This window comes from Actinomadura meyerae, assembly GCF_900188445.1.
Taxonomy (GTDB): Bacteria; Actinomycetota; Actinomycetes; order Streptosporangiales; family Streptosporangiaceae; genus Spirillospora; species Spirillospora meyerae.
In genome coordinates this window covers 94,863-119,806 of sequence record NZ_FZOR01000003.1, presented here as the reverse complement: position 1 = coordinate 119,806, position 24,944 = coordinate 94,863, and the positions used below count along the sequence as shown (strand labels likewise).

Sequence of the window (24,944 nt, the reverse complement as noted above, 5' to 3'; positions counted from 1 at the left end):
GGGCGCGGGAGGCGGTCAGTCGGGGGAGGCGTCGGTGCTGCCGAAGATGACCGAGGAGACCTCCAGGTAGAGCTGCTCCGGGTACGGCATGAAGTTGACGCTCTGCAACCACTTCTTCTGGCCCGCGGACTCGGTGCGGAACTCCCCGTACCCGAGCAGGCGGCCGGTCATCGACCGGTTCAGCGTGATGTCGGTGACCTTGGACAGCGGCATCATCACCACGTCCCGGTTGAGAACGCCCTTGACCACCATCACCCGGTGCTCGGTGACCAGGAAGAACTCCATCGACCAGGCGAGGACCTTCCACATGAGGTAGCCGACCGCGACCAGCCACAGCGCCCAGAGCCAGCCGATGCCGGTCCACGCGCTGGCGGCGCCGCACGCGATGAGCCCGCCGACGACGATCGCGGCCGGCGGGAGCAGGACGGCCGGGTGCCGGCGCACCGCGATGACGCGCCCCTCGTAGGACATCAGGTACTTGTCGACCGTGCGCGACGAGGTGTCGCGGTGCACCATCATGTCCTGCAGATTCACGGCGGCGTCCTCGTCATGATCCGGTTGGATCCACGGTAGCCCACGCGGCGCGCGGCGCGCAGCGGCGGCGCGGTAAGGGCTCTGGCCCCCCGAGAGGATCTTGTCGGCGGGAGCCGCGGCACCGGATGATGGTCGCCATGGAGTTCGCGCCGGACGTGACGGGACGGCCCATCTGGCGGTTGCTGCTGCGCGGCCTCGGCGTGTACCTGCCCGGCTGGGAGCTGCCCGCGGGCGCGGTGCGGGTCCGGCGCGGGACGGCGGCGGCCGGCGGGTTCGGCCCGCCCGCCTACCTGACCGCCGGCGCGGGGTTCGGCGTGCAGGTGCCCGACCGCCGGCGCGGCCTCGAACCGGACCGGGAGATCTACGTGCGCGGCCGGGAGAACCCGAGCTTCGGCATCGTCGCCGCGGGCCCCGCCGCGGCGATCGGGAGCCGGGTCGTGGACGCGGACGCGCTGATGCGGTTCGCGCGGCGGCTGACGTTCGACGAGCTGATCGACACCGGCGACGCCGACTCCGTCCCGTACGCGGTGCGCGGCGCACGCGCCGTGGAGAACGTCGTGTTCCTCGACCGCGCGGCGGGGATCGGGCTGTGCGCCGAGGTCGACCCGCTGACCGGCATCGCCGGATGCCCCCTGTACGTGCGCATCGGCGGCCCCGCCGAGCGGACCGTGCGCGTCTACGGCGCCCCGCCCACCGGCGCCCGGTCTTCGGGGGCGGTGCCTTCGGGGGCGGCGCCCTACGGCGCGGCCCAGGCGGTGAGGTCCCAGAGCTGATGGGACGGCAGCCGCCGCAGCCGGACGGTCGCGGCGGCCGGGTCCCAGAACACCTCGTCGCTCTCCAGCTCCAGCGACTGCGCGGCCGTCAGCACGGCGCACAGCAGCTCGTCCCGCGTCCGGACGGCCAGCAGCGGGCCGATCTGCGCGACGGCGCCCGAGCTCTCGGCGAGCGTCCGCAGCAGGGACTTGAGGGCCGTCTCGTCCTCGGGCGCGCGGGCGGGCTCCACCCCCGCGGGGACGCCGGGCTCGACCCGCGCGAGCCCGCGCCGGGACTCGTGGGCGCCGTTGTGCGGCAGGTCGGCGCCGGTGGAGATGAGCAGCGCGCTGAACACGCCGGCGAGGTCCTCGGAGGCGTGGCCGCCGAGGAAGTAGCGGCGGCGCTCCGGCCCGCCGGGCGCGGTGCCGTTCGCGCCCTCGGCGGTGCGGAACCGGACGTTCAGCCGGCTCGCGCGCACGCACCGCTCGTACATCTCGGTGAGGATGTCCTCCAGCCGGCCGTCGCGCGTCCACAGCCGCCCGGTGGCGGTCACGGCGTCGCCGTGGGCGCGGGGACGGCCGGTGAGCGCGGCGGTGACGGTGTCGTCCAGCTCGCCCTCGGTGAACTGGAGCAGCTCGGCGACGACGTCCTCGACGCCCTCCAGGGTGCGGGTGAGGGTGCGCTGCAGCTCCAGGATCTCGGCGCCGCCGCGCTCGATGTCGGCGAGCCGGTCCAGGGCCGCGTCGACCTTCCCGGCCGCCGACTCGCCGTGCGCCCTGGTGACGGCGCGCACCGACGTCTCGACCTCGCCGAGCTTGCGGCGCAGCGCGGCCAGCGTGACCCGCTGCTGCTCCAGCTCGCGCAGCCGGTCCGCCTGCGCGCGCAGGTAGTCGTCGGCCCGGTGGACGAGGCCCGCCAGCTCCTCCACCTGCCCGGTGTTCTGCCGGAGCCGGCCGTCGAGCGCGGGCAGCACGTCCTGCTTGACCCGCGACAGCTCGGCGGTGAGCTGCTCGCCCACCGTGACCAGCACGTTGTTCTGCTTGGTGACCTGGTCGTTCAGCTCGTCGATCCGGCGGGTGAACGCGTTGGCCTGGTCTCGGCTCTGCTTGCCGGCGTACAGCTCGAACGCGGCCACCACGACGCACATCACCACCAGGATGACCGTCGTCATGGTGCTCCTCGGGGGTGACGGTGATTGCCGGACCGGGTTTTGATCGCGACCATAACTTACGATCACGCGCGCCGACCGGAACTTACGCAACCGATTGATCTCTATGACCGGACGGTGGCGGCGACCCTGCTTCGCGGCGTGCCGGAACCGGCTCCGTGCTAGCGGCGCCGCAGCTGACCGGCGCCGCTCACACGCAGCCCTCGAACTGCGGGACCGTCGTGACCGGCTTCAGCCCCGAGGCGCCGAACCACCGCGTCAGCAGGCGCGCCGCCGTGCCGTCCTGGTACATCCCGGTGATGGCCTTGTTCACCGCCTCGCAGCCGTCCACATCGCCCTTGCGGATGCCGACGCCGTACGGCTCGTCGGTGAACGGCGCGTTGACGACCGCGAGCCGGTGGCCGCTTCCGGACGCCTTGCCCGCCAGCCCGGCGAGGATCAGGTCGTCGGTGGAGACCGCGTCCAGCCGGTTCTCCACGAGGTCGGTGAGGCAGTCGGAGTAGCCGTCCCGCTCGACCGGCAGCGCGGCGACGCCCTGCTCGTCGTGGATGCGCGGGAACGACACCGATCCGCGGACCTTGCACAGCCGCAGGCCCGCCAGGTCGTGGATGCTCTTCACCTTCTCGGCGTCGGCCGCGCGGACGAGGATGTCCTGGTGCGCGACGTAGTAGGGGCCCGCGAACGCGACCTTGACCTTGCGCTCGGGCGTGACGGAGTAGCTCGCCACCACCAGGTCGACGTCGCCGTTCTGGAGCATGTCCTCGCGCGTCGCCGAGGACACCCGCTTGAACCGCACGGCGGACCGGTCCACACCGAGGCGCTCGGCGATCTCCTTGGCGATGTCGATGTCGAAGCCCTCGTAGGCTCCGCCGCCGGTCTGCATCCCCACGCCGGGCTGGTCGCCGTTCACGCCGATGACGAGCGCGTCCTTGTCCGCGACCGACGCCTCTCCGGCGTCGGCGACGCCGCACCCGGCGCCCGCGCCGAGGACCGCCAGCGCGGCGAGGGCGGCCGCCGCGGCGCGCCGGGCCCTCACTTCGACCACCGGTACTCCGCCAGCCGGGGCCGCACCCCGGCGAGCACCAGCAGGGCGATGGCGGCGCCCGCGATCGGCAGCACGGCGTACCAGCCGCTCGTCCCGCCGTCCCCGTCCTCGACGGCCTCGTCGAAGGCGTCCTGGTGGATGCCGCTGAGCTGCTGCAGGGCGCGGTCGTACCGGGTGAAGTCGGCCGCGGCGGCACCGCGCGCGGCGACGGCCTGGTCGCGCCGGTCGGCCTTGACGAGGTCGCGCATCCGCCGGTCGTCGGCCTGGACCTTCTGGTAGGCGCTGAGGGCCTCGTTCATGACGCCCATCAGCCGCGCCTTCTGCTCGGCGGACTCCGCGGGCCGGTTGGCCTCGGTGCCGAGGAAGCCGAGGAACGGCGCCCGTCCGGGCTCGAACGACAGGCCCTTCTGCACGGCCGCGTTGTACTGCGTCAGGTTGCCCGCCTTCAGGTAGAGGACCGTCTGGGACTTGCTCAGGTACACCTGCTCGTAGGCGTCGGCGCGTCCGGGATCGAGCAGGAACCGGGTCTGGTCGGCGCTCGCGCTGTTGCTGATGGCGCGCGTCCGCGACAGCGCCAGGATCGAGTCGAAGCCCTCCTCCTTGGCCTTGCGCAGATGGTTCGCCTGCCCGGTCAGCATGAGCGCGCCCGCGGCGACCAGGACGAGCGTCCCGAGCGTGGCGACCGCCAGCGGCACGTTCAGCAGCCGCCGGAACCGCTTGGCCAGGTAGACCTGGAGGCCGGCCAGCGTCGCCAGCAGCAGCAGCCCCGCGACGAGGAGGCCCGTGCGGCCCGTGAGCACCGCCGAGCGCTTGTCCTCGTAGGTGTGCCGGACGAGGGTCCCGTTGTCGAGCGTCAGGTTGTACGCCTTGGGGAGCAGGTCGAGCTTCATCAGGTCGGTCGCCTGCCGGTACAGGTCGGTGACCTGCTTCGACGGCTTCCCGGACGCGTGCGGGGCCTGCCGGTCGAGCAGCAGCGCCTGGCCGGCGAGGCGCTCGTAGCGGCCGAGCGCGTCGAGCAGGTCGCGGGCGGTGTTGTTCTCGGTCGTCTCGTCGGCGAGCTTGGCGGCCTTCAGCAGCGCGTCCCCGGCCTTCCGCCGGTTGTCGTCGTAGCGGCGGAGCGCCTCGTCGCGCCCGCCGCCCGGCGCGGTGCCGATCAGCAGCGCGTTGGCGAGCTGCGCGTCCATGTCGCTGAGCTGGAAGTACAGGTCGCCGGTGGCGACGACCTGCGGGCCCGCGTCGTGCCCGATGACCCGCACGCCCTCGCGGGCGTCCGCGATCGCCGCCCAGCCGATGCCGAGCAGGGCCACCAGCAGGACGAGCGACAGCGCGGTCAGCGTCCGGACGCGGGCCGCGACCGTGCGCGGGAGCAGCCGCGCGACGCCGGTGGGCGGGCCGCCCTCGCTCCGCACGAGCCGCGCGGGGGCGTCGCTCCGCGGGGCCGGCGCGGACGCCTGAGGAGAAGCGGCGGGCGGCGCCGCCGGCGTGGCCTGCTGTACGGCCGTCATGTCGCCTCGCCTCGGATGAGCGTGATGGTGGTCCAGGCGCCCACGTGGATGCGGTCGCCGTCCTTGACGGGGACCTCCACGTTGTACGGGATGGGCTCGGTGGACCCGTTGACGCAGGTCCGGTTGGTGGAGCCGGGGTCGACCAGCGTCCAGGTGCCGTCCGGCTTGGCCAGCAGCACCGCGTGGACGTGGGAGACGCCGGGGTCCCCGGGCGGCTCCCGGAGGTCGATCTCGGGCTGGGACCGCCGCGATGAGCTCCGCCGCCCGATCCGGACCTCGCGCCGGGTCAGCGGGATCCGCCGCTCGGGCGCGTACGGGGGGAACGACAGCGACGCGGAGTCGGGCCCCTCCTCGGCGATCACCGTGTTGAAGTACTCGCGGTCGGCCGTCACCACGGCCGTCCAGGCGGCGCCGGACACGGGCGGCTGCTGCGCGGACGGTGCCGGGACGGGCGGCACCGGGACCGGCGGGGACGGCGGGGACGGCGGCTGCGGTGCGGGCGGCGGCTCGGACGGCCCGCGGTGCGGCGGCGCGGGCGGGGGAGTGAACGGCTCGGTCGGCGGCCCCGGCTGCGCCGGCTGCACGGGTGGCACAGACTGTGCGGGCTGCGAAGGTTGCGAGGGCTGGGCGGGAGCCGTCCGCGGCGTGGGCAGGCCGCCGCCGGTCGCGAAGTCGTAGCCGCACGTCTCGCAGAAGCGGTCGATGCTGGGCGTCCCGCAGTCCGGGCAGGGCGTGCCGCCGGCCGGCGGCCCCGGCACCGCGCCGGCCGCCGCCGCACCCGCCGCACCCGCCGCGCTCGCCGCCGCGGCGCCCGGGGCGGACGAGCCGTCGCCGATGCGCTCGCCGCAGACGTCGCAGTAGTCCTCCGCCTGGGAGGGGTGTCCGCTGGGGCAGCTCGGCATGCTCAGCCCTCGCCCCGCCGGGTGGTCACCGTCTCGTCCTTGCGGGTCCGGACCGTCTTGGTGGACCGGGTCTCGATCTCCATCTCGGCGACCTTGTCGATGTCGCGCTTCAGCCGGACGGTGCCGGTCGCCGGGTCGACGACGTCCACGACGCGGCGCAGCATCGCGGTGATCGCGTCGTTGCCCGCCTCGTCGGCCAGCACGACCGCGCGGCCGAGCCGCGCGGTCGCGGTGTCGAGGTCGCCGTCCCGGCGGGCCTGCAGCCCCTCCTGGATCGCGGCGGCCAGCTCCGCCTGCCCGGTGTAGTGCGCCACCCGCTCGTTGATCTTGGTGGACTGGGCCTCGTCGTCCGTCCACTGCGCGAGAACGTTCCCGGACGCGAGGACCTGCGCCTCCTCGCCCGGCCCGCCCGGCACGACGAGCCGCACCCACGCGGCGCGCAGCTCCTTGCCGCCGACCTGGCCCGGGGTGACCTCGACGCAGATGTGGTAGTCGCGGCTCTCCGCGCCCCACGCGCCGAGCGGGTAGTCGCCCGCCTGCGGCGCCGAGTCGACGCGCTTGGCGGTGAGGTCCTCGACCGAGGGCATCACCTGCTTGACGAACCGCAGCGTCGCCGTCTGCGGCGTCCACACCCGCAGCGCGACGTCGGCGACGGACTTGCCCATCGCCGCCTCCGTCATCGCCCGGAAGTCGGCGACGAGCCCGGCCGGGTCGGCGACGATGTCGACGCTGCCGAGCATCGCGGAGGCGACCTTGCGCAGTTCCGCGACCTCCCAGTCGGTGCCGACGCCGCGGCAGTCGCAGACGAACCGGCCGCCGCAGGCCGCCAGCGCCGCGTCCAGCTCCTCGGGGGTCTCGTGCTGGTTCTTGCCGTCGGTCAGCAGGATCGCGTGCCGGATCCCGCCCGGGACCGTGTCGAACAGCTGGCTCGCCAGCCGCAGCCACGACCCGATCGCGGTGCCGCCGGCCGCGGTCAGCCGGCCCAGCACCTGCTTGGCCTCCGCGCGGGTCTCCGGGCTCGCCGCGACCAGCCCCGGATGCCTCGGGAAGATCATCTTGGCCGTGTTGGACCCGGACACGACCGCGAACTCCACGCCGTCGCGCAGCGTGTCGATCGCGACCTGCGCCGCCGCGACGGCCGCGCGCAGCTTGGTGTCGGGATAGGACATCGAGCCCGAGGTGTCGATGATGATCACCTCGGACGCGCGGGCGGTGGACGGGACGGGCACGCCGTCCGCGGCGGTGGCCTCGACGGACACGATGGCGTGGACCTCGCGTCCGCCCTCGGGGAGGTACCGGTTCTGGTCGATCTTGACGGTGAACTGCGGGTGCTCGCTCATCGGGGCTGCTCCGTGCTCTGCGGTGTGTCGCGGCTCTGGGCGGGGAGACGGGGGGCGGCGGGGGAGGCGGGGGCAGCGGGGGACGGGAGCGGGATCACCGCGACGGTGATGTTGTCGCGGCCGCCGGCGTCGAGGGCGTGCCGGACGAGGGCTCTGGCGGTGCCGAGCGGGTCGGCCGCCGGGTCGAGCGCGCCGGTGCCCGCCGCCCCGCCGTCGTCCGTTCGGCCGTCGTCCGCCTGACCGTTGTCCGCCCGGCCGTCACCGGCCGCGTCGCCGGCGGTGCCGGTGAGGAGCGCGGCCAGGTCGCCGGCCGCCGGGAAGTAGTTCCACAGGCCGTCGCTGCACACCAGCAGCGTGCCGGGCCCCGCCGGCCGGAACGTCGCGACGTGCGGCCGGACCTCGCCCGCGTCCACGCCCAGCCACGCGGTGATGACGTGCGCGTTCGGGTGCGCCTCGGCCTCCGCCTCGGTCAGCGACCCCTCGGCGACCATGAACGCCGCCCACGAGTCGTCCTCGGTGAGGCGCCGGGACGGGCCCAGCTCGGCGAGGTCGCCGGTGCTGACCTCGGCGGCGTCGGGGGCGTCGGCGGTGCCGGCGGCGTCCTGGGAGGCACTGGCGCCGGGTGCCGGTTCCCGTGACCCGTTCTCGCCGGGCGCCGCGGTGCCGTCCGCGGACAGCCAGTAGGCGCGGCTGTCGCCGATCCAGCCGACGGTGATGGTCGCGCCGCGCGTCACCGCGGACACATAGGTGCAGGACGGCGCGTCCGCCGGGGAGGTGGCGAGCGCGGCGACCGCCGCCGCCGCGCGCAGCGCCGCGTGCCGGGTGGCGTCCTCGGGGTCCTCCCCGGCGTCGAGCCGCGCCACCAGCTCGGCGGCGCCGGTGTCGGCGGCGGTGCGGGAGGCATCCTCGGGGCGCTGGGACGAGCCGACGCCGTCGGACACCACGGCCGCGACCCCGGCGGCGTGCGCGGCCAGGGCGATCGCGTCCTCGTTGCGGCTGTAGCGGCGGCCCCGGTCGCTGGCGCCCGCCGCGACCACCGGCCCGCCGGCGCCCGGGGCGGGCAGCTCCAGCTCGACGTGGTCGCGCTCGGCGGGCTGGCGCAGCCCGCAGTGCTCGCAGTAGCCGTCGGCGTCGATGGCCGTCCGGCCGCAGCCGGTGCACGGCCGCGCCGCGGGCTCGGGGGCCGCGGGCGGCGGGGGCGGCGCGTCGGTCAGCCGGTGCCCGCACTCCTCGCAGTAGACCTCCTCCGCGTAGACGATCTCGCCGCAGGCGGGGCAGGACAGCTCCGCGGCCTTGGCGTGCTCGGCGGCGGTCGGGTCGTCGGTCACAGCAGCGTCCTCGGGCGTACGGCGTTGGCGGAGTCGACGAGCCGGCGGCACTCGTCCCGGTCGCGGGTGCGGCGCGCCAGCTCCCGGTACGTCGCCTCCAGCCGGCGGCGCAGCGCCGTCTCCCGCAGCGGCGCGCCGAGCAGCGACCCGCCCTGCGCGCCGCCCGTCCCGGAGCCGGAGAGCAGCCAGTCGAGCGCCGCCTCCAGCACCTCGGCGGCGAGCCGGTCGCGGCGCTCGGCGTCCAGGTCGAGGGCGGCGAGCCGGTTCCCCGCGGTGACCAGCTCGGCCGCCGACAGCTCCGCGGGCGGCCGGCCGCGCACCGCCGTGGCGACCGCCGCGACCTGCGCGGGCACGTACCGGATGGAGATCTTCGGGACCGAGTCGAGCGCGGCGGCGGCCGCGGCCCGGTCGCCCGCGGCGAGGTGCACCCGGGCCAGGCCGAACGCGGCGTTGAGGTAGCTCTGGTCGGTGCGCCACACCGTCTCGTACAGGCGGACGGCGTCGGCGGGCGCGGAGGACTCCTTGCAGTACGCCAGCGCCAGCTTGGGCGCCGCCTCGCCGGGCAGCAGCCCGTACAGCCGGTCGAACAGCGGCTCGGCCTCCGCCGTCCGGCCCCGCGCGAGCAGCGCCACCGCCCGGTACCAGGAGACCCGCCAGTCGCCGGGGCGCTCGGCGTCCAGCTCGTCGAGCAGGGCGCCGGCCTCGTCCACGGCGCCGAGCTCGATCTTCACCCGGGCGAGCGCGAGCCGCACCTCCGGGGTGCGCGCGGGCGCGTTCGCCGCCGCCTCCGCGACCTGCGCGGGCTCCAGGGCCGACAGGCCCGACACGAACCCGGCGGCGGGGTCGGATCCGTCCACCAGCGGCACCGGCAGCGCCGCCGCGGCGACCTCCGGCGGGACGGGCGGCAGCGCGTGCGCGTCCGCCTCGCCGCCCGCCATCCGGGCGGTGAACCGCTCCGGCCCGAACAGCCCGGACGGGGCGGGCCGGGGCGTGCCGTCCTCGGCGGCGAGGACCTCGCGCAGCACACCGGTGAGCTGCTCGGCCATCTCCGCCGCGTCCTGGAACCGCTCGTCCGGATCGGCGTGCGTCGCGCGCAGCAGGAACCGGTGGAACGACTCGAACCGCTGGAACACCGGGACGTCGGAGGCGGGCGGCAGCGAATGGACGTACGTCCGGGTGTAGCCCCGGAAGGGGAAGCTGAGCACGGCGAGCGCGCGGCCGACCGTGTAGAGGTCGGAGGAGATGGAGGGGCCCTCGTCGGCGATCTCGGGGGCCTGGTAGCCGACCGTGCCCCAGATGGCGCCGTCCGGGTCGTCCAGCCGCCGGACGCCGCCGAGGTCGATGAGCCGCAGCTGCTCCTCCGACTGGATCACGTTGTCCGGCTTGAAGTCGCAGTACAGCAGGCCCTGCGCGTGCAGGTACTCGAACGCGCGCAGCGCCTCCAGGCCGTAGGCGATGGCCTGCGCCAGCGGCAGGTGCTTCTCGCCCGGCGGCTGCGGCTGCCGCAGCAGGATGTCCTTGACCGACTCGCCGCCGACGTACTCCATGACGATGTAGCCGTCGCCGTCGTGCTGCACGAAGTTGTAGATCTTGACGATGTTGGGGTGCTCGACCTCGGCGAGGTAGGCCCGCTCGGCCGCCGCGGCGGCCATCGCGTCGGCGTCGCCGCTGTCCAGCAGGCCCTTCAGCACCACCCAGCGGTCGCTGACGTTGCGGTCCTTGGCGAGGTAGATCCAGCCGAGGCCGCCGTGCGCGAGGCACCCCAGCACGTCGTACTGCCCGCCGACCAGGTCGCCCGGGTTGAGCTTCGGGGTGTAGGAGAAGCGCGTGCCGCACTTGGGGCAGAACCCCTCGGTGCGGCCGGGCCGGTCGCCGCGCCCCCGGCCGACGGGCTCGCCGCAGCTGCTGCAGAACCGCTTGGCCTCGGCGACCTGCGGGTCGCTCATCACCGCGCTGGACGGGTCCCGGTAGGGGACGCGCGGCACCTCCACCAGCCCGGCGCCGAGCATGCCGCGGCGGCCCGACGAGCGCGAGGACCCGGTGCGGGTGCTGCCCGTCCGGGTGCTGCCCGTGCGGGCGCTGCCGGTGGTGCCGGCGGGGGCGACGAGGGAGGTGTGCGCGGGCGGCGAGCCGCACACGTCGCAGTAGCCGTCCATGATCTTTCCGCCGCAGCCGGCCTGGCCGCACGCGTCGTCGGCGCGCTCGGCGGCCGGGCGGGGCGCCGGCACGGACGGCGCGGGACTCGCGGGCGGGCTGCCGCACACGTCGCAGTAGCCGTCGGTGATCGTCCCGCCGCAGCCCGGCTGCGCGCACGCGCCCGCCGCGGACGGCGGCGCCGGGGCCGGGGTCGGGGCCGGGATTCCGGGCGAGGATGCCACGCCGCATACGACGCAGTAGCCGCCCTCGACGGTTCCGCCGCAGCCCGGCTCGGTGCACTGCCTCATCGTTACGCTCCCTTCGCCCGCGACATGATGGCCTGCTGGTAGCCGGAGAGCGACACGGTCGCCTTCCGCAGGTCGCAGGGGGAGGTCCACAGCAGTTCGCGGGCCTGCTCGTAGATCCGGGCGAGTTCGGCGTCCTCGGCGTGGCCGAGCCGCGCGGCCTTCGCCCGGTAGGCCTCCAGCCGGCCGCGCAGCTCCTCGCGGCGGTCCAGCAGGCCGCGGATCACGCCGGTGGTCTCCACCGCCCGCTCCAGCGCGGTCGCGGCGGCGCGCTCCAGGTCGGCGATCCGCTCGGCCAGGCGGTGCCAGCCGCCGCGCGGCGGCGCGGCGACGGCGGCGAGCCGGTCGGCGAGCACCGCGGCCGCCTCCGGCAGGTCGGGCAGCGCCGGGGAGGCGATCTTGGCGAGCACCTCGGCGCGGACCGCGCGCGCCTCCGCCTCCGCGGCGCGCAGCCGCTCCACCGCGGCGGCGACGCCGCGGATCCGGTCGGCGAAGCCGTCGCGCAGCCGCTCGGCCTCGGCCAGCCCGCGGCGCACCCCGGCGAGGCCGGTGCGGATCCCGTCGAGCCGCGCGGTGTCGGCGCGCCCGTCGCGCGCCAGCGCCAGCGGGTCGGCGCGCACCACGGCCGCGGCCGACTCCAGCTCCGCGCGCAGCCGGTCGAACTCCGGGTCGCTCCCGCCGAGGGACTCCAGCAGCTCCGCGGCCCCGCGCCGCTCCGCCTCGACCTCGGCGAGCCGGGACAGCAGCGTCGACCAGACCGTGTCGAGCGCGGCGACCGACCGCGCGATCTCCTCGTACAGCGCCGTCATCCGGTCGACCGCCGCCCGCAGCGTGATCCGCTCCCCGGACGGGACGGCCAGCAGCGTCCGCCGCTCCAGCGGCACCTCCCGGACCGGCAGCTCCACCGACGGCCCGGTGAGCAGCCGGGTCAGCTCCGCGAGCTGCGCCTGCCCCGGACGGCCGTGGCGGGCCCGGAGGTCCTCGGCGGCGTCGACCGTGCGGCCGTACAGGTCGAAGAGCGTCCACAGGGACGCCGCGCGGGACCGCACGTCCTCCTGCACGCGCCGCGTCTCCCCGGTCAGGGTGGCGCCTTCCAGCAGCTGGTACCCCTGGTGGGCCTCCAGTTCGAGCAGCGCGGAGCCGATCCGCTCGCGCTCGTCCCGGAGCCGCGCCAGCGTCCGGTCGGCCTCCTCGCGGCTCAATGGGGGGCCGGTCACCCGCGCGTCACTCAACGCCGCTCCTCGGTCGAGCCATGTTCGCCCCCGATTCCCCCGAATAGAGCACGTTGTGGAGCCTCAGTTTTCCGCATACGCGCCCGCGTTCTCAACCGGGCGGCGATCTTCGCCGCCGGTGCGTCACGCGACGCGATCCGGCCGCGCCCGCGGGCTCCACAATGTCAGTGTTCGAACGTATGATCGAACCATGGCGAACGTTGCGACGCACCCCCAGACCGCGCCCACCGCGCCGGCCCCGCTCACCGCGGCCGAGATCGCCGCCCTCGCGCTGTCGCTCGCGCACCTCGGCACCGGCCCGCAGGCCACGACGGCGCGGCGGGCCCTGCACACCCTCCTCGACGCCACCCCCCACGACGACGTCGTCACCACCACCCTCGCCACCCTCACCGCGCCCCTGGACGCCTCCACCTCCGACCGCGCCCGCGTGATCGCCGCCGCCGTCACCGAGCACCGCGTCGTCCGGCTCTGCTACGGCGACGCCGGCGCCAACGTCACGATCCGCGAGGTGGAGCCCGTCACCTGCCTCGTCCACCGCGACCACTGGTACCTCGTCGGCTGGTGCCGGATGCGGCGCGGCGTGCGGGCCTTCCGCTTCGACCGGATCCTCGCCGTCGAGTCCACCGGGCTGCGGGCCCGCCCCCGCCGCGCCGACCGCTACCTGCCCTTCCAGCGCAGGGCGTCCTGACCCTCGGGCGGCGGGCCCCGCGACTCCCCCCGAACGCGGGCCCGCCGTCCGGGCGCCATGCCGCCGATGCCTGGCGGCCCCTTGCGTCAAACGGCGACGGTCTGGTCCGCGGCGGCGGCCACCACGGCGGAGATGTCGTGGGTCCGGGTGTGGACCTCGCGCTGGAAGCGGGCGCCGTTCCCGCGTTCCAGCAGGCTGGGCAGCAGTCGGGTGACGGCGCCGAGGTCGCCGGCGCGGTCCAGGGCCGGAGCCGCGTGGTCGAGCAGGGCGTCCACGACGGCGCCGGCGGGGGCCGCGCGGCCGGTGCACGGGTGCACGAGGTCGCCGCGCAGGCCGGACCGCCCGGCCCGCCACATCGCGAGGCGCATCAGGTCGGCCCGCATCGGGGCGGGCGGATCGCCGCGGCGCCAGGCGCGGGCGGCGGTGTCGACCAGCGCCCGGACGAACGCGGCGATCAGCACGGCGTCGTCGGCGTCCAGGCACACGTCCGGCACCCGGACCTCCACGGTCGGGTAGTGCCGCGACAGCCGGGCGTCGAAGTAGACCATGCCCTCGTCGACGAGGGCGCCGGTGGCGAGCATCGCCTCGACCGTGGCCCGGTACGCGGCGGCGGAGCCGAACAGCTCGGTGGGCCCGCTGGACGGCCACCGGCTCCACACCTGGTGCCGCCAGCTGTCGTAGCCGGTGTCGGCGCCCTGCCAGAACGGCGAGTTGCCGCTGAGCGCGAGCAGGGGCGGCAGCCATGGCCGGATCCGGTCCAGGACGGCGACGCCCTCCTCCGGGGAGTCGATGCCCACGTGCACGTGGCAGCCGCAGGTGAGCTGCTCGCCGGCGGCGGGCCCGTAGGCGTCGAGCATCCGCAGGTAGCGGTCCGTGGGCGTGGGCGACGGCCGGACGCTGACCGGCGACGTGGCGAGGGCGGCGACGGCGATGCCGATCCCGGCCGCCGACTTGGCCGCCGCCAGCCGCGCCGTCCGCACGTGCTCGGACAGCTCGCCGAGCGAGGTGCAGACCGGTGTCGCGGTCTCCAGCTGCTCGCGCTGGAGTTCGGTCTCCAGCGACTTCGACCGCCGGCCGCCGGTCTGGAACAGCTCGTCGTGCCGCCGGGCGTAGCGGATGACGGAACCGGAGGCTGCCTGCGGCGCACCGGTCGCGGGGTCGACGAGGAGCAGCTCCTCCTCCACCCCGAAGGTGCGCGGGCCCGTGTGCACTGTCACCAGGATGTCCTTCCCGGGAGTGCACCGTTGTACGTCCCCGGAGGGGATCCTCCTGGTCGGGGGCGCGTGCCTACAATGCGCCCCGCGCTTGACCTAACGCTTGGTCGAAAGTTGGTGGTATGTCCTATCTCGTCGGCCAGTGGGGCCTCGGCGCCGTCGGCACGCGGACGCTCCGGGCCCTGATCGAGCACCCCGACCTCGAACTCGCCGGCGTCGTGTCGGACGATCCCCGCCATACCGGGATGGATGCCGCCGAACTGGCCGGAACCGGACGGCCCGTGGGGGTGCCGGTCACCGCCGACCCGGCCGGGCTCCTGGCCCGGCGGCCACGGGCGGTCTGCTTCACCGGCGGCCCAGCGGGCGACCTGTGCCGCGTGCTCGCCGCGGGCGCCGGGGTGGTCACGCACGCCCTGCCGGCGCTGGTGGACCCGCCGTCCGCCGACCCGGCGCTGGTCCGGCGGCTCCGCGCGGCCTGCGCCACCGGCGGCGCGGGCTGCCTCGCCGTCGCGCCCGGCCCGGTGCACGACGTGCTGCCGGCGCTGCTCAGCGGCGGGTGCCGGCGGATCGAGTCGATCACCATCACCGAGTTCCGCGGCGCGGCCGGCCCGCGGGCGGGGTTCGGGGAGCCGATCGGACGCCGCCCGCCGGTCGTGCGGCCGGGCGCCCCGGCGCGGCGCTGGGGCCCGGTCGTGCGGCTCCTCGCCCGGCACCTCGCCGTCCCGCTGGACGACCTCGCCGAGGACTACGAGACGTGCCCGGCGCCCGAGGCGATCGACGTCCCGGGCGGCCGGATCGGGAAGGGCACCGTGGCGGGCCTGCGGTACCGGGTGTCGGGGGTGCTGGGGGGCCGCGCCGTGCTCACGGTCGAGCGCGTCCTGCGGGCGCGGCCGGAGCTCGCCCCGCACTGGCCCGCCCCGCCGTCCGGCGCGGCGGCCGGACACCGCGTCGAGATCGCGGGCGAGCCCGCCGCCCGGCTCGACCTCGCCGGGCCGGACGGCCCCGACGCCACCGCGCTGCGCATGGTGAACGCGGTCCGGGCGCTCGCCGAGGCGCCGCCCGGCCTGCACACGCCGCTCACCCTGCCGCTGTTCACGGGGCGGCGGCTGCTCCGCTGAGCCAGCCGGCGAGCAGCGTCCCGGTCTCCTCCGGGCGGTCGACGTAGAGCATGTGCCCGGCGTCGATCTCGCTGAGCGCGAGGTTCGGGCCGAGCGCGGCGCGGCAGTCCACCACGAACTCGGGGCGGACGAGGTCGGCCCGCGCGGCGATGACCAGGTGGGTGGGCATGTCCGGCGGCGGGGCCAGGTGGGGCCGGGCCATCTCCGAGTACGCCGTCACCACCGCCGCGGGCTCGTACCGCCAGCGCAGCCGCCCGTCCGGGGTGGGTTCGAGGTGCTCGGCGACCTCCTCGTCCACCACCTCGGGCGGTGCCTCCGGCCAGCGCGCGGCCCGGTGGGCGCGGGCCTCCGCCACGTCGCCGAACGACACCGGCGCCAGGTACGCGCGGGCCTCGCGCGCCGCGTCCTCCGGAGCCAGCCCGATCGCGGGGTCGAGCAGCAGCAGCCGCCGGACCCGGCGCGGCGCCGTCCGCGCCAGGTGCAGCGCGATCATCCCGCCGTAGGAGTGCCCGACGAGGTCGGCCCGCTCGACGCCCTCGGCGTCCAGGAGGGCCAGGACGTCCGCGACGTGCCGCTCGACCGTCCAGGGCGGCTCGTGCGGCGAGCGGCCGTGGCCGCGCAGGTCGGGCGCCAGGACGGACCGGTCGGCCAGGTACGCCTCCGCCGTCCGCCGCCACCGCGCCCCATGGCCCGTGACACCGTGCAGCAGCACGACGGGCGCTCCCGCCGGGTCTCCATATCGATGCACATGCAACGCCGCGTCCGTCATGCACTGAAGCGTATGCGCGACGGGGCCGACCCGGCCGTCCTTCACCGGCCACGTGGGACCCGCCACACCGCACCTGCCGCACCGCACCTGCCGCACCGCGGCGGTCAGGGGCGCTCCCACCTGACGGAGCTCAGCGCCAGCAGCGCGACATGGAACGACACGCAGGACTCCACGTCGTCGAGATCGGCGTCGAGGACCCGCTCGATGCGCCGCAGCCGCTCGTAGAAGGCCGGACGGGACAGATGGGCCTTCTGCGCCGCGACGGCCTTGTTGCGCCCCGATTCGAGGTACAGCTCCAGGATCCGGGTGAGGTCGCCGCCGTGCCGGGCGTCGTGCTCCAGCAGCGGCCCCAGCTCCCGCTCGACGAACGTCTGGACGCGGGCGTCGTCGCGGAGCAGGTGCAGCAGGCCGCGCAGGCGCAGGTCGGGGAGGCGGTAGAACGGCCGGGCGCCGGAGCCGCGGGCGGCGACGCCGGCGACCTGCTCGGCCTCCAGGAAGGAGCGCCGCACGTCGGCGATCGTCTCCACCACCGACCCGGCCGCCATCACCGTGTCCGCGGACCGCTTGCGGACGCCGGCGGCGACCTGGCCGAGCGCCGTCTCCACGTCCGCGCGGGCGGGCAGCGAGGCGAGCACGCCGACGCGGGCGTCCGGGCCGCCCTCGTCCAGCACGCCGACGAGCGCGGCGAGCCGGGCCTCCCGGCACGCCGCGGCGGCCGCCTCGGCGAGCGCGGACGGCTCCCCGACCGCCGGCGCGGGCGTGCCGGTGCCGCGGTGCCGGAGCACCACCCCGAGCAGCCGGCGGCCGGACAGCGGCACGCCGAGCGCGCGGGCGCGCGCGGCGGCCTCCTGCGGATCGGAGTAGGCGTGCGCGAGGATCCGGGCGATGATCGTGCCGTGCGCCTGCCGCTCGACGCTCTCGGCGTGCCGGTCCAGCAGCCGCCCGAGCGCGAGCGTGGTGGCCGCCCGCTCGATGAGCACGGTGTCGCGCGCCGACGGCGGCGCGCCGAGGTCCACGATCAGCCGCCCCCAGTCCTCGCCGCGCGCGCCGACCATCGTGACCAGCCAGCCCGACACCGGGTCGTACCCGGTGCGGCGGCCGGGCCGGACGGCCCGCGAGCGGGTCTCCCACGCCGACAGCAGCTCGGCCGGGTCGGCGCCGCCCGCGTCGGCGGCGAGCACCTGGTGGGCGAGGTTCTCCAGCACGACCGGGTGCCCGCCGAGCGCGGCGACCTGCCGGACGACCTCCTCGGTGGAGGCGCCCTCCACCGACAGCCGGGTGAAGATCTCGTGCAGCCGTTCGGAGGCGCGCAGCTCGGCGAACTGCTCCCGGACGATCCGCGCGTGCACGGCCTCGGTGATGTCCACGAACGCGGGCTCGTGCGCGAGGACGACCACCGGGAGGCCGTGCTCCTCGGCGGCGGCGGTCAGCGCCGGCGGCAGCACGGTGGCGTAGCGCCGGCCCAGCTCGATCATCAGCCCGCTGACCCCGACCTCGGCGAGGTCGGCGATGTAGGCGCGCAGCCGCTCCGGCTCGTCCGGCAGGGCGATCCCGGTCGTCAGCACCAGCTCGCCGCCGTGCAGCAGGTGCGCGATGTCGGTGACCTCGGCGACGTGCACCCACCGGACGCGGTTGCCGGTGCGATCGGCGCCCGCGACGACGCGCGGCTGGCCGCGGCGCACCGCGTCGAGCCGGAGGACGTCGTCGACCGTGGGCAGCATCGCCGCATGATATCCGGCACCCTGTCAGCGCGGCCGGTCACATCGTTACAGGGTGTCAGCCACCGGCAGACCGTCAACGGGACGCGCCCGGTCCTGACACTCTGCGGGTGGCCCGGACGGTGCGCCCGGCCGAGACTTGTGCCATGTCGGAACACGCGGACCTGCTCCGGCGCCACAGGGCGGTCATGCCGTCGTGGATGGCGCTCAACTACGCGGACCCCATCGAGATCGTCGGCGGAAAGGGCGCCCGCGTGACGGACGCCGAGGGGAACGGCTACCTCGACTTCTTCACCGGCATCCTCACGAACATGCTCGGCTACGACGTCCCGGAGGTGCGGGACGCGGTGGAGCGCCAGCTCGCCACCGGCGTCGTGCACACCTCCACCGCTTACCTGCTGCGCGGCCAGGTGGAGCTGGCCGAGAAGATCGCCCGGCTGTCCGGCATCCCGGACGCGAAGGTGTTCTTCGCCAACTCCGGGACCGAGGCCAACGAGACCGCGCTGCTGCTCGCCGCGCACGCGCGGCGCAGCGACCAGGTCCTCGCGATGCGGCAGAGCTACCACGGCCGGTCCTTCGCGGCGGCGGGCGTCACCGGCAACCGCGCCTGGCGGAACCTGTCGTTCTCGCCGCTGGACGTCCACTTCCTGCACGGCGCCGACCGGCACCTCCCGCAGTTCGCCGGGATGTCCGACGAGCGGTACGTCGAGGCGTGCGCGGCGGACCTGCGGCACGTGCTCGCCGCCGCGACCGGCGGGGACGTCGCCGCGCTGATCGCCGAGCCGGTCCAGGGCGTCGGCGGGTTCACGATGCCGCCGGACGGGCTGTTCGCCGCCTACAAGAGCGTCCTGGACGAGTACGGCGCCCTGTTCATCTCCGACGAGGTCCAGACGGGGTGGGGGCGGACGGGCGAGAGCTTCTGGGGCATCGGGAGCCACGGCGTCACCCCGGACATGATGACGTTCGCCAAGGGCCTCGGGAACGGCTTCGCGGTCGGCGGCGTCGTCGCGCGCGGCGAGCTGATGGACGCGCTGCCCGCGCTCGGCATCTCCACCTTCGGCGGCAACCCGGTGTCGATGGCCGCCGCGAACGCGACGCTCGACTACGTCCTCGACCGCGGCCTGCAGGCGAACGCGGCGCGCCAGGGCGCGACGCTCATCGGCGGGCTGCGCCGCGCCGCGGGGCGGCTGCCGGTCGTGCGGGACGTGCGGGGCAAGGGCCTGATGTTCGCGGTCGAGCTGGCCGACCCGCGCACCGGCGAGCCGAGCCCGCCGCTCGCGGCGGCGCTGATGGAGGCGGCCCGCGAGCGGGGGCTGCTGATCGGCAAGGGCGGCCTGTACGGCAACGTGGTGCGCATGGCGCCGCCGCTGACCCTGACCGACGCCGAGGCGGCCGAGGGCCTCGGCGTCCTGATCGCGTCCCTCGAAGCCGTCAACGAGCAGGCCGTCAACGAGCAGGCCGTCAACGAGCAGGCCCTCAACGAACGGGCCGTCGGTGAGGAGGACGGGGCATGAGCGGCAGGCACGTCACGCACTGGATCGGCGGCAAGCCGTTCGCCGGCGAGCCCGAGCGCAGCGGGGAGATCTACGAGCCCGCGTCGGGACGGCTCGCCGGGACGGTCGGCCTCGCCGGGCGGGCCGAGGTCGACGCGGCGGTGGCGGCGGCCGCCGCGGCGTTTCCCGGCTGGCGGGACGCCTCGCTCGCCCAGCGCGCCCGGGTGCTGTTCCGGTTCCGCGAGCTGGTCGCGGCGCACAGCGGCGAGCTGGCCCGGCTGATCTCCGCCGAGCACGGCAAGGTGGTCGCGGACGCGGCGGGCGAGGTGGCCCGCGGGCTGGAGGTCGTCGAGTTCGCGTGCGGCATCCCGCACCTGCTCAAGGGCGGGTTCTCCGAGAACGTCTCGACGCGGGTGGACGCGTACTCGATCCTGCAGCCGCTCGGCGTGGCCGCCGGGATCACCCCGTTCAACTTCCCGGCGATGGTGCCGATGTGGATGTTCCCGGTGGCGATCGCGTGCGGGAACACGTTCGTGCTGAAGCCTTCGGAGAAGGACCCGTCGGCGTCGGTCCGGCTGGCGGAGCTGTGGGCCGAGGCGGGGCTGCCGGACGGGGTGTTCAACGTCGTCCACGGCGACAAGGCCGCGGTGGACGCGCTGCTGCACCACCCCGGAGTGAAGGCGGTCAGCTTCGTCGGCTCCACCCCGGTCGCCCGGTCCATCTACGCGGCGGCCGCCGCCAAAGGCAAGCGGGTGCAGGCGCTGGGCGGCGCGAAGAACCACATGCTGGTGCTGCCGGACGCCGACCTCGACCTCGCCGCGGACGCCGCCGTGTCCGCCGGGTTCGGCTCGGCGGGGGAGCGGTGCATGGCGATCTCCGTCGTGGTCGCCGTGGACCCGGTCGGCGACGAGCTGATGGCGAGGATCCGGGAGCGGGTCGCCCGGCTCAAGGTCGGCCCCGGCGACCACCCAGAGGCGGAGATGGGCCCGCTCGTCACGCGGGCGCACCGCGACAGGGTCGCGTCCTACCTGGACTCCGCCGTCGCGCAGGGCGCCGTCCTCGCGGTCGACGGCCGCGACCCGGAGGTCCTCGGCGGCGCGGGCGGCGGGTTCTGGCTCGGGCCGAGCGTGCTCGACCGCGTCACCCCGGCGATGGACGCCTACCGGGACGAGATCTTCGGCCCGGTGCTGGCGGTCGTGCGGGCGGGCTCCTACGACGCGGCCATGGAGCTGATCTCCGCCAACCCGTACGGCAACGGCACCGCGATCTTCACCAACGACGGCGGCGCGGCGCGCCGCTTCCAGAACGAGGTGGAGGTCGGCATGGTCGGCGTGAACGTGCCGATACCGGTGCCGATGGCGTACTACTCCTTCGGCGGCTGGAAGGACTCGCTGTTCGGCGACAGCCACGCCCACGGCATGGAGGGCGTGCACTTCTACACCCGCACGAAGGCCGTCACCGCGCGGTGGCTCGACCCGTCCCATGGTGGAGTGAACCTCGGATTCCCCGCCAACGAGTGACATAACGGACGCGCGGCCGGCCGCCCCCGTGCGCCGGCCGCACGTCCACGCAGGCCGGCGGCCGTTTGGGACTTTCCCACCGGCCGCTCCCGCCGTCGGTTATTTCCGACGCGCCGGGCGGCATGAATAATGCCAACATCAGTTGACGCGCTCTGTGTCCGGCGACACAATCGCACTGTCTCAATTAATTGAGGCGAAATTGAAAGTCAGGGTCGGCAGTCAAAGGGAGTCGCGCCATGGCCGCAGGCGACCACGCCGCAGAGGTGGACGCGCTCGGACGGCGATTTCCGGGCTGGACCATTTGGTTCGGCCCGAGCACCGGGCACTGGTGGGCGCTGCCGCCCCGCGACCGCGACGTCGGCGACTTCGTGGAGGCCGACACCCCGCAGCGGCTGATCGCGCGGATCGAGGTGGTCATGCGGCCCGCGCCGCGCCGGCCGCCCGACCGCGGGCCGGCCCCGCGGCACGACGGCGGCCCCCGCAGGCCGCCCCGCGACCCCCGGCAGGACGTGCGGCGTCCCTCGAACCTCCTCCGTCTCGAGGGCGTCACACCGCCGCCGCCCGGCCGGGTACCGGTGATCGCGTGGCCGGGCAGCACCGCACGGTGATCCGCTGTTCCCCACCCCCGCCGCGCACACCGGTGCCGCCGCGGCCCCGGTCCGGACGGCAGCCCGCGCCATACCCCTCTCCGGCAACCTCCGTGTATGGCGCGGACGCCAGCACCCGCCGTCCGCCGGGGCCCCGGCGGTTTCACTCTCAACGAGCCGTCCGGAATGCCGCACATAATGGTGCGGCAATGGTCAGGTGTTTCTTACCTCTGAGAAACGTCCCGAGTCGGCTCCCGTGTAGCGATCTCTGGTAATTGCCCGCCGTCCGGGACGCTTACCGGCGGAAAATTCGGCGGAGACCGGCGATCGAATCGTGCGGGCCCGCCGGGGCCGGACGGAATGGCGGCGCGCACGGTCCGGCGGCCCCGCGATCCGGCGGGTGCGGCCCGTCCCGCGGGGCCGGAGGCGCTACGCTGCGCCGATGGGCCTCACGAGGGGGAGGGCCCTGGGCACGGATCGGGAGCGAGATGCGGCGGACGGCCACGGCACGGGTCACGGCGGCGCGGGCGCGGCCGGCATGGGCAAGGCCCGCCTGGACGAGACCCGCCTGGACGAGACCCGCCTGGACGAGACCCGCCTGGACGGGCGCGGGCCGCGCGAAGGCCGCGGCCGCCCTCCTCGGGGCCGCCGCGATCGCCGCCGCGGGCCTCGCCGGCTGCAGCGGCGACGGGCCGGACGAACCGGTCGGCGTCGCGAAGGTGGCGAGCACCCTCGGGCCGGGCGAGGGGATGCTCAACCTCCTCACGCTGCCCGGCTCCATCGAGAGCGGCCGGACGGACCCGCGCGTCGACTGGGTCACCCCGTTCCAGGAGCGCACCGGCTGCAAGGTCGGCCTGAAGGTCGCCGCCACCCCCGAGGAGATGGCCGGCCTCATGCGCGACGACGACCGCCGGTACGACGGCGTCGCCGCGCCGCCGGAGGTCGCCGGCCGGCTGATCGCCGAGAACCGGGTCGCCCCGGTCAACACCGACCTGGTGGACGGCTACAAGAAGCTGGAACCGAAGCTGCGCGGCCTGCTGGAGCGGGACGGCAAGCACTACGGCATCCCGTACGTGTGGGGCTCGAACCTGCTCATGTACGACTCCCGGACCGTCCCGCCGCCGGCGAGCTGGGCCGCCGTCTTCGACCCGGGCCAGGCCCGGCGGTACTCGGGCCGGATCGTCATGCGCGACAGCCCGCTCGCCATCGCCGAGGCGGCGCTGTACCTCAAGGGCGCCGAGCGCAAGCTCAAGATCCGCGACCCGTACGCGCTCACGCCGAAGCAGCTCGCCGCCGCCGGGCGGGTGCTGGCGAAGCAGCGCCCGCACGTGGGGCAGTACTGGGAGATCCCCGCCGACGCGGTGAGCGCGTTCGCGGGCGGGCGCGCGGTGCTCGGCCAGGCGTGGCCCTACCAGGTGGACGTGCTGAACCGCGCGGGCCGGCCCGTCCGCGGCGTCATCCCGGCCGAGGGCGTGACCGGCTGGATGGACGCCTGGATGATCGGCGCCCGCGTCCAGCATCCGAACTGCATGTACCAGTGGCTCCAGTGGACGGCGTCGCCGGACGTGCAGCAGCAGGTCGCCGAGTGGACGGGCGTCGCGCCCGCCAACCCGCAGGCGTGCTCGGGCGACCGGCTCCGGTCCGGTTTCTGCGCCGCCTACCACGTCGGCGACCGGGACTACCTCGACGACATCCTGTTCGCGCACGCGCCGTCGAAGGCATGCGGCGGCAAGTCGGACAAGAACGACTGCACCGACTACGCGGAGTGGCGCCGGACGTGGATCGAGGCGACGCGACCGCAGGCCGCCGAGCCGCAGGGCGGACCCTAGGCCGGGCCGCGGGCGCTGGGCGGCCCGCGGCGCTAGGGGTCTCTCCGGCGCGTCCGGCCGCCCCCAGCCGGACGCGCCTGCGGGGTGGTCCCGGGCTTCCCCCCGAACGCCCGGGTCACCCTTCTCCCTGGAGAGACCTCCACGACGACGGACGCGAGGCCCGCCGCCCTCACCGGCGCCGGCTCCCCGACCGGCCGTCCGGCGTCCGTGCGCGCCTCCCGTGGGCCCCGCCGCGGGCGGGGTGCCGGCGGGGCGGGTGCGCAGTCGTCGCACGCGAACACCCCGGTCGAGTCCGGCAGGCGGCCGACGCGGACGCGCGGCCGGGGCCACTTCTTGCGGCAGACGACGCAGGCGTCGCCCAGGAGCTGGGCTGCGGTCAGCCCCTCCGGGTCGATCACCGGCTCGCCTGTCTGGCCCATGTCCCATCCCCCTGGAGGGAGTCGCCTTCACGTGCCTTCCTTTATAGGCCGGGACGAGTGTTGCCACTGCTACCGAACGTGAAAAGAGGGGCAAAGGCTGACCGTGTCGGCCGCCCGCCGGAGTCGTGACGGGCTATGTGCGCCCGCGGCGCGGAGGGCACCGCCGAGCAGGGCCTATGCAGACCAGGGTTTCGCGTCGACCGGCCGGGTGCTTTGCCGCCGGTTGGCGGTGCTGTGGATACAAAGGAGACATGTCGGGACAGAACGGTACAGACTCGCCTGTCCGCCCACCGGCGCCCGCTTCCGGGCGGGCGCCGCTGGGGGCGCGCGAGACCGTCCTGCTCGGCCTCGCGCCGGCGGCCGCCGTGGGAGCGGCGGCCGGAGTCCTGCGCCTGCTCGGCGGCGCCCGGCCGAAGGTGCTCGCGGGCGTCATGGGCCCGCTCGCCGCCGCCGCGGGCGCGCTGGCCGCGGGAGGCGCCCGCCGCGCCGCCGCGCGGGCCGCCGAGCGGGAGCTGCTCCCGGTGCGGCGGCTGCGCGAGGAGCTGGCCGACATCACGGCCGGCGAGCCGGACGGCCGCCTCGACGTGCCCGCCACCGGCGACGACGTGGCGCGGCTGGCCGCCCGGATCAACCTGCTGCTGGACCGGCTGGAGACCTCGTCCGCGCACCGGCGCGCCTTCATCGCCGACGCCTCCCACGAGCTGCGCACCCCGCTCGCGGGCCTGCGGACCAGCATCGAACTGGCGCGCGCCGACCCCGGCGACGCCGAGATCGGCGACATGCTGCAGCACGCGCTGGACGACGTCGACCGGCTGCACCACATCGTCGAGGACCTGTTCATCCTCGCCCGGCTCGACTCCGGCGACCTGCCCGAACGGGAGCGCCTGGACCTCGGCACGCTGGTCGAGCGGCTGGTCGCCCGGCGCTCCCCGGCCGTGCCCGTGACCGTGAAGGCGGAGCCGGGCGTGGAGGTGCTGGGCAGCGAGTCGCGGCTCGACCGCGCGCTCGGCAACCTGCTCACCAACGCCGAGCGGTACGCCGCCGGGCGGATCGAGGTGGTGGCGCGCGCCGTCGGCGAGGAGGCCCTCGTCGAGGTGCACGACGACGGCCCCGGCATCCCGCCCGGCGACCGCGACCGGGTCTTCGAGCGCTTCGCCCGGCTCGACGCGGCGCGCAGCCGGGACAGGGGCGGCAGCGGGCTCGGGCTGCCCATCGCGCGGCAGATCGCCGTCGCGCACGGCGGCGACCTGTACATCGCCGACGGCGACTACGGCGCCCGCCTGGTCCTCCGGCTGCCGCGCGCCCGCTGACCCGGCCGATACAGTCGGAGGCCGGCAGAAG

General features: G+C 75.6%; 21 protein-coding genes. 8 read left to right on the top strand and 13 right to left on the bottom strand.

Annotation, left to right across the window (positions count from 1 at the left end; translation table 11 throughout):
- Positions 1-15 precede the first annotated feature (15 nt).
- Positions 16-534, bottom strand: a complete 519-nt coding sequence (locus tag CHF16_RS05155; RefSeq protein WP_245868229.1) for a PH domain-containing protein — start codon at positions 532-534, stop codon at positions 16-18.
- A 137-nt stretch (positions 535-671) separates the two neighbouring features.
- On the opposite strand from CHF16_RS05155, the gene CHF16_RS05150 reads away from it, so the two are divergent.
- Positions 672-1,307 carry a hypothetical protein gene (locus CHF16_RS05150; RefSeq protein WP_179271394.1) on the top strand — a complete coding sequence of 212 codons (636 nt, stop codon included), beginning with the start codon at positions 672-674 and terminating at the stop codon, positions 1,305-1,307.
- On the opposite strand, the gene CHF16_RS05145 is transcribed toward CHF16_RS05150, so the two are convergent.
- The 8 genes from CHF16_RS05145 to CHF16_RS05110 form a co-directional block, all read right to left on the bottom strand.
- Positions 1,271-2,458, bottom strand: coding sequence for a hypothetical protein (locus CHF16_RS05145; protein ID WP_089324730.1), 1,188 nt, complete (start codon positions 2,456-2,458; stop codon positions 1,271-1,273). The two genes, CHF16_RS05150 and CHF16_RS05145, sit on opposite strands and share 37 nt — an antisense overlap.
- A 187-nt stretch (positions 2,459-2,645) precedes the next feature.
- The gene (locus tag CHF16_RS05140; protein WP_245868228.1) at positions 2,646-3,500 is read right to left on the bottom strand and encodes a glutamate ABC transporter substrate-binding protein; all 855 of its coding nucleotides are present in this window, start codon (positions 3,498-3,500) and stop codon (positions 2,646-2,648) included.
- Entirely contained in the window at positions 3,488-5,005 is a 1,518-nt protein-coding gene (locus tag CHF16_RS05135; RefSeq protein ID WP_245868227.1) for a hypothetical protein, read from the bottom strand. Before CHF16_RS05135 ends, CHF16_RS05140 begins: the two co-directional genes overlap by 13 nt.
- On the bottom strand, positions 5,002-5,907 hold the full coding sequence (locus CHF16_RS05130) for an FHA domain-containing protein (RefSeq protein ID WP_089324728.1): 906 nt from the start codon (positions 5,905-5,907) through the stop codon (positions 5,002-5,004). The genes CHF16_RS05135 and CHF16_RS05130 overlap by 4 nt, the downstream gene beginning before the upstream one ends.
- 2 nt (positions 5,908-5,909) lie before the next feature.
- Positions 5,910-7,247: a VWA domain-containing protein gene (locus CHF16_RS05125; protein ID WP_089324727.1), complete on the bottom strand. Its 1,338-nt coding sequence runs from the start codon at positions 7,245-7,247 to the stop codon at positions 5,910-5,912.
- Positions 7,244-8,575 (bottom strand): protein phosphatase 2C domain-containing protein, encoded by a 1,332-nt coding sequence (locus CHF16_RS05120; RefSeq protein ID WP_089324726.1) that lies wholly within the window; start codon positions 8,573-8,575, stop codon positions 7,244-7,246. Before CHF16_RS05120 ends, CHF16_RS05125 begins: the two co-directional genes overlap by 4 nt.
- The gene (locus CHF16_RS05115) at positions 8,572-11,019 is read right to left on the bottom strand and encodes a serine/threonine-protein kinase (protein WP_089324725.1); all 2,448 of its coding nucleotides are present in this window, start codon (positions 11,017-11,019) and stop codon (positions 8,572-8,574) included. The genes CHF16_RS05120 and CHF16_RS05115 overlap by 4 nt, the downstream gene beginning before the upstream one ends.
- Positions 11,020-11,021: 2 nt before the next feature.
- Entirely contained in the window at positions 11,022-12,248 is a 1,227-nt protein-coding gene (locus tag CHF16_RS05110; protein WP_143227879.1) for a hypothetical protein, read from the bottom strand.
- A 190-nt stretch (positions 12,249-12,438) separates the two neighbouring features.
- Between CHF16_RS05110 and CHF16_RS05105 the strand changes: the two genes are divergently transcribed.
- Positions 12,439-12,936 carry a helix-turn-helix transcriptional regulator gene (locus tag CHF16_RS05105; RefSeq protein WP_089324723.1) on the top strand — a complete coding sequence of 166 codons (498 nt, stop codon included), beginning with the start codon at positions 12,439-12,441 and terminating at the stop codon, positions 12,934-12,936.
- Positions 12,937-13,022: 86 nt separating this feature from the next.
- Here the strand turns inward: CHF16_RS05105 and CHF16_RS05100 are convergent, their stop codons facing one another.
- Positions 13,023-14,153 carry a carboxylate-amine ligase gene (locus CHF16_RS05100; RefSeq protein ID WP_245868226.1) on the bottom strand — a complete coding sequence of 377 codons (1,131 nt, stop codon included), beginning with the start codon at positions 14,151-14,153 and terminating at the stop codon, positions 13,023-13,025.
- 119 nt (positions 14,154-14,272) lie between these two features.
- Here CHF16_RS05100 and CHF16_RS05095 point away from each other — a divergent pair, with 119 nt between their 5' ends.
- Positions 14,273-15,268: a hypothetical protein gene (locus CHF16_RS05095; RefSeq protein ID WP_089324722.1), complete on the top strand. Its 996-nt coding sequence runs from the start codon at positions 14,273-14,275 to the stop codon at positions 15,266-15,268.
- On the opposite strand, the gene CHF16_RS05090 is transcribed toward CHF16_RS05095, so the two are convergent.
- Together CHF16_RS05090 and CHF16_RS05085 are read right to left on the bottom strand one after the other, a co-directional pair.
- A complete protein-coding gene (locus CHF16_RS05090) occupies positions 15,243-16,037 on the bottom strand; it encodes an alpha/beta fold hydrolase (RefSeq protein WP_089324901.1) in 795 nt (264 codons plus the stop codon). The genes CHF16_RS05095 and CHF16_RS05090 overlap by 26 nt on opposite strands.
- A 104-nt stretch (positions 16,038-16,141) precedes the next feature.
- Positions 16,142-17,758, bottom strand: a complete 1,617-nt coding sequence (locus CHF16_RS05085) for a PucR family transcriptional regulator (RefSeq protein ID WP_089324721.1) — start codon at positions 17,756-17,758, stop codon at positions 16,142-16,144.
- Positions 17,759-17,901: 143 nt separating this feature from the next.
- Between CHF16_RS05085 and CHF16_RS05080 the strand changes: the two genes are divergently transcribed.
- The 4 genes from CHF16_RS05080 to CHF16_RS05065 all read left to right on the top strand — a co-directional run bounded on the left by CHF16_RS05080 (position 17,902) and on the right by CHF16_RS05065 (position 23,184).
- The gene (locus tag CHF16_RS05080; protein ID WP_245868225.1) at positions 17,902-19,269 is read left to right on the top strand and encodes an aspartate aminotransferase family protein; all 1,368 of its coding nucleotides are present in this window, start codon (positions 17,902-17,904) and stop codon (positions 19,267-19,269) included.
- Positions 19,266-20,768, top strand: a complete 1,503-nt coding sequence (locus CHF16_RS05075) for a CoA-acylating methylmalonate-semialdehyde dehydrogenase (protein ID WP_089324719.1) — start codon at positions 19,266-19,268, stop codon at positions 20,766-20,768. Before CHF16_RS05080 ends, CHF16_RS05075 begins: the two co-directional genes overlap by 4 nt.
- Positions 20,769-21,004: 236 nt before the next feature.
- Positions 21,005-21,376, top strand: a complete 372-nt coding sequence (locus tag CHF16_RS05070; RefSeq protein ID WP_089324718.1) for a hypothetical protein — start codon at positions 21,005-21,007, stop codon at positions 21,374-21,376.
- Positions 21,377-21,843: 467 nt separating this feature from the next.
- Positions 21,844-23,184 (top strand): ABC transporter substrate-binding protein, encoded by a 1,341-nt coding sequence (locus CHF16_RS05065; protein WP_089324717.1) that lies wholly within the window; start codon positions 21,844-21,846, stop codon positions 23,182-23,184.
- Positions 23,185-23,216: 32 nt separating this feature from the next.
- On the opposite strand, the gene CHF16_RS05060 is transcribed toward CHF16_RS05065, so the two are convergent.
- Positions 23,217-23,603: a hypothetical protein gene (locus CHF16_RS05060; protein WP_089324716.1), complete on the bottom strand. Its 387-nt coding sequence runs from the start codon at positions 23,601-23,603 to the stop codon at positions 23,217-23,219.
- A 251-nt stretch (positions 23,604-23,854) separates the two neighbouring features.
- Here CHF16_RS05060 and CHF16_RS05055 point away from each other — a divergent pair, with 251 nt between their 5' ends.
- A complete protein-coding gene (locus CHF16_RS05055) occupies positions 23,855-24,913 on the top strand; it encodes a sensor histidine kinase (protein WP_089324715.1) in 1,059 nt (352 codons plus the stop codon).
- Positions 24,914-24,944 lie beyond the last annotated feature (31 nt).

Bases quoted from the DNA above. Each gene is read 5' to 3' on its own strand.
- CHF16_RS05085 (WP_089324721.1), bottom strand. From the start codon at position 17,758: ATGCTGCCCACGGTCGACGACGTCCTCCGGCTCGACGCGGTGCGCCGC.
- CHF16_RS05075 (WP_089324719.1), top strand. From the start codon at position 19,266: ATGAGCGGCAGGCACGTCACGCACTGGATCGGCGGCAAGCCGTTCGCC.
- CHF16_RS05125 (WP_089324727.1), bottom strand. From the start codon at position 7,247: ATGAGCGAGCACCCGCAGTTCACCGTCAAGATCGACCAGAACCGGTAC.
- CHF16_RS05130 (WP_089324728.1), bottom strand. From the start codon at position 5,907: ATGCCGAGCTGCCCCAGCGGACACCCCTCCCAGGCGGAGGACTACTGC.
- CHF16_RS05065 (WP_089324717.1), top strand. From the start codon at position 21,844: ATGCGGCGGACGGCCACGGCACGGGTCACGGCGGCGCGGGCGCGGCCG.
- CHF16_RS05145 (WP_089324730.1), bottom strand. From the start codon at position 2,458: ATGACGACGGTCATCCTGGTGGTGATGTGCGTCGTGGTGGCCGCGTTC.
- CHF16_RS05090 (WP_089324901.1), bottom strand. From the start codon at position 16,037: ATGACGGACGCGGCGTTGCATGTGCATCGATATGGAGACCCGGCGGGA.
- CHF16_RS05135 (WP_245868227.1), bottom strand. From the start codon at position 5,005: ATGACGGCCGTACAGCAGGCCACGCCGGCGGCGCCGCCCGCCGCTTCT.
- CHF16_RS05055 (WP_089324715.1), top strand. From the start codon at position 23,855: ATGTCGGGACAGAACGGTACAGACTCGCCTGTCCGCCCACCGGCGCCC.
- CHF16_RS05095 (WP_089324722.1), top strand. From the start codon at position 14,273: ATGTCCTATCTCGTCGGCCAGTGGGGCCTCGGCGCCGTCGGCACGCGG.
- CHF16_RS05115 (WP_089324725.1), bottom strand. From the start codon at position 11,019: ATGAGGCAGTGCACCGAGCCGGGCTGCGGCGGAACCGTCGAGGGCGGC.
- CHF16_RS05105 (WP_089324723.1), top strand. From the start codon at position 12,439: ATGGCGAACGTTGCGACGCACCCCCAGACCGCGCCCACCGCGCCGGCC.
- CHF16_RS05060 (WP_089324716.1), bottom strand. From the start codon at position 23,603: ATGGGCCAGACAGGCGAGCCGGTGATCGACCCGGAGGGGCTGACCGCA.
- CHF16_RS05070 (WP_089324718.1), top strand. From the start codon at position 21,005: ATGGCCGCAGGCGACCACGCCGCAGAGGTGGACGCGCTCGGACGGCGA.
- CHF16_RS05150 (WP_179271394.1), top strand. From the start codon at position 672: ATGGAGTTCGCGCCGGACGTGACGGGACGGCCCATCTGGCGGTTGCTG.
- CHF16_RS05080 (WP_245868225.1), top strand. From the start codon at position 17,902: ATGTCGGAACACGCGGACCTGCTCCGGCGCCACAGGGCGGTCATGCCG.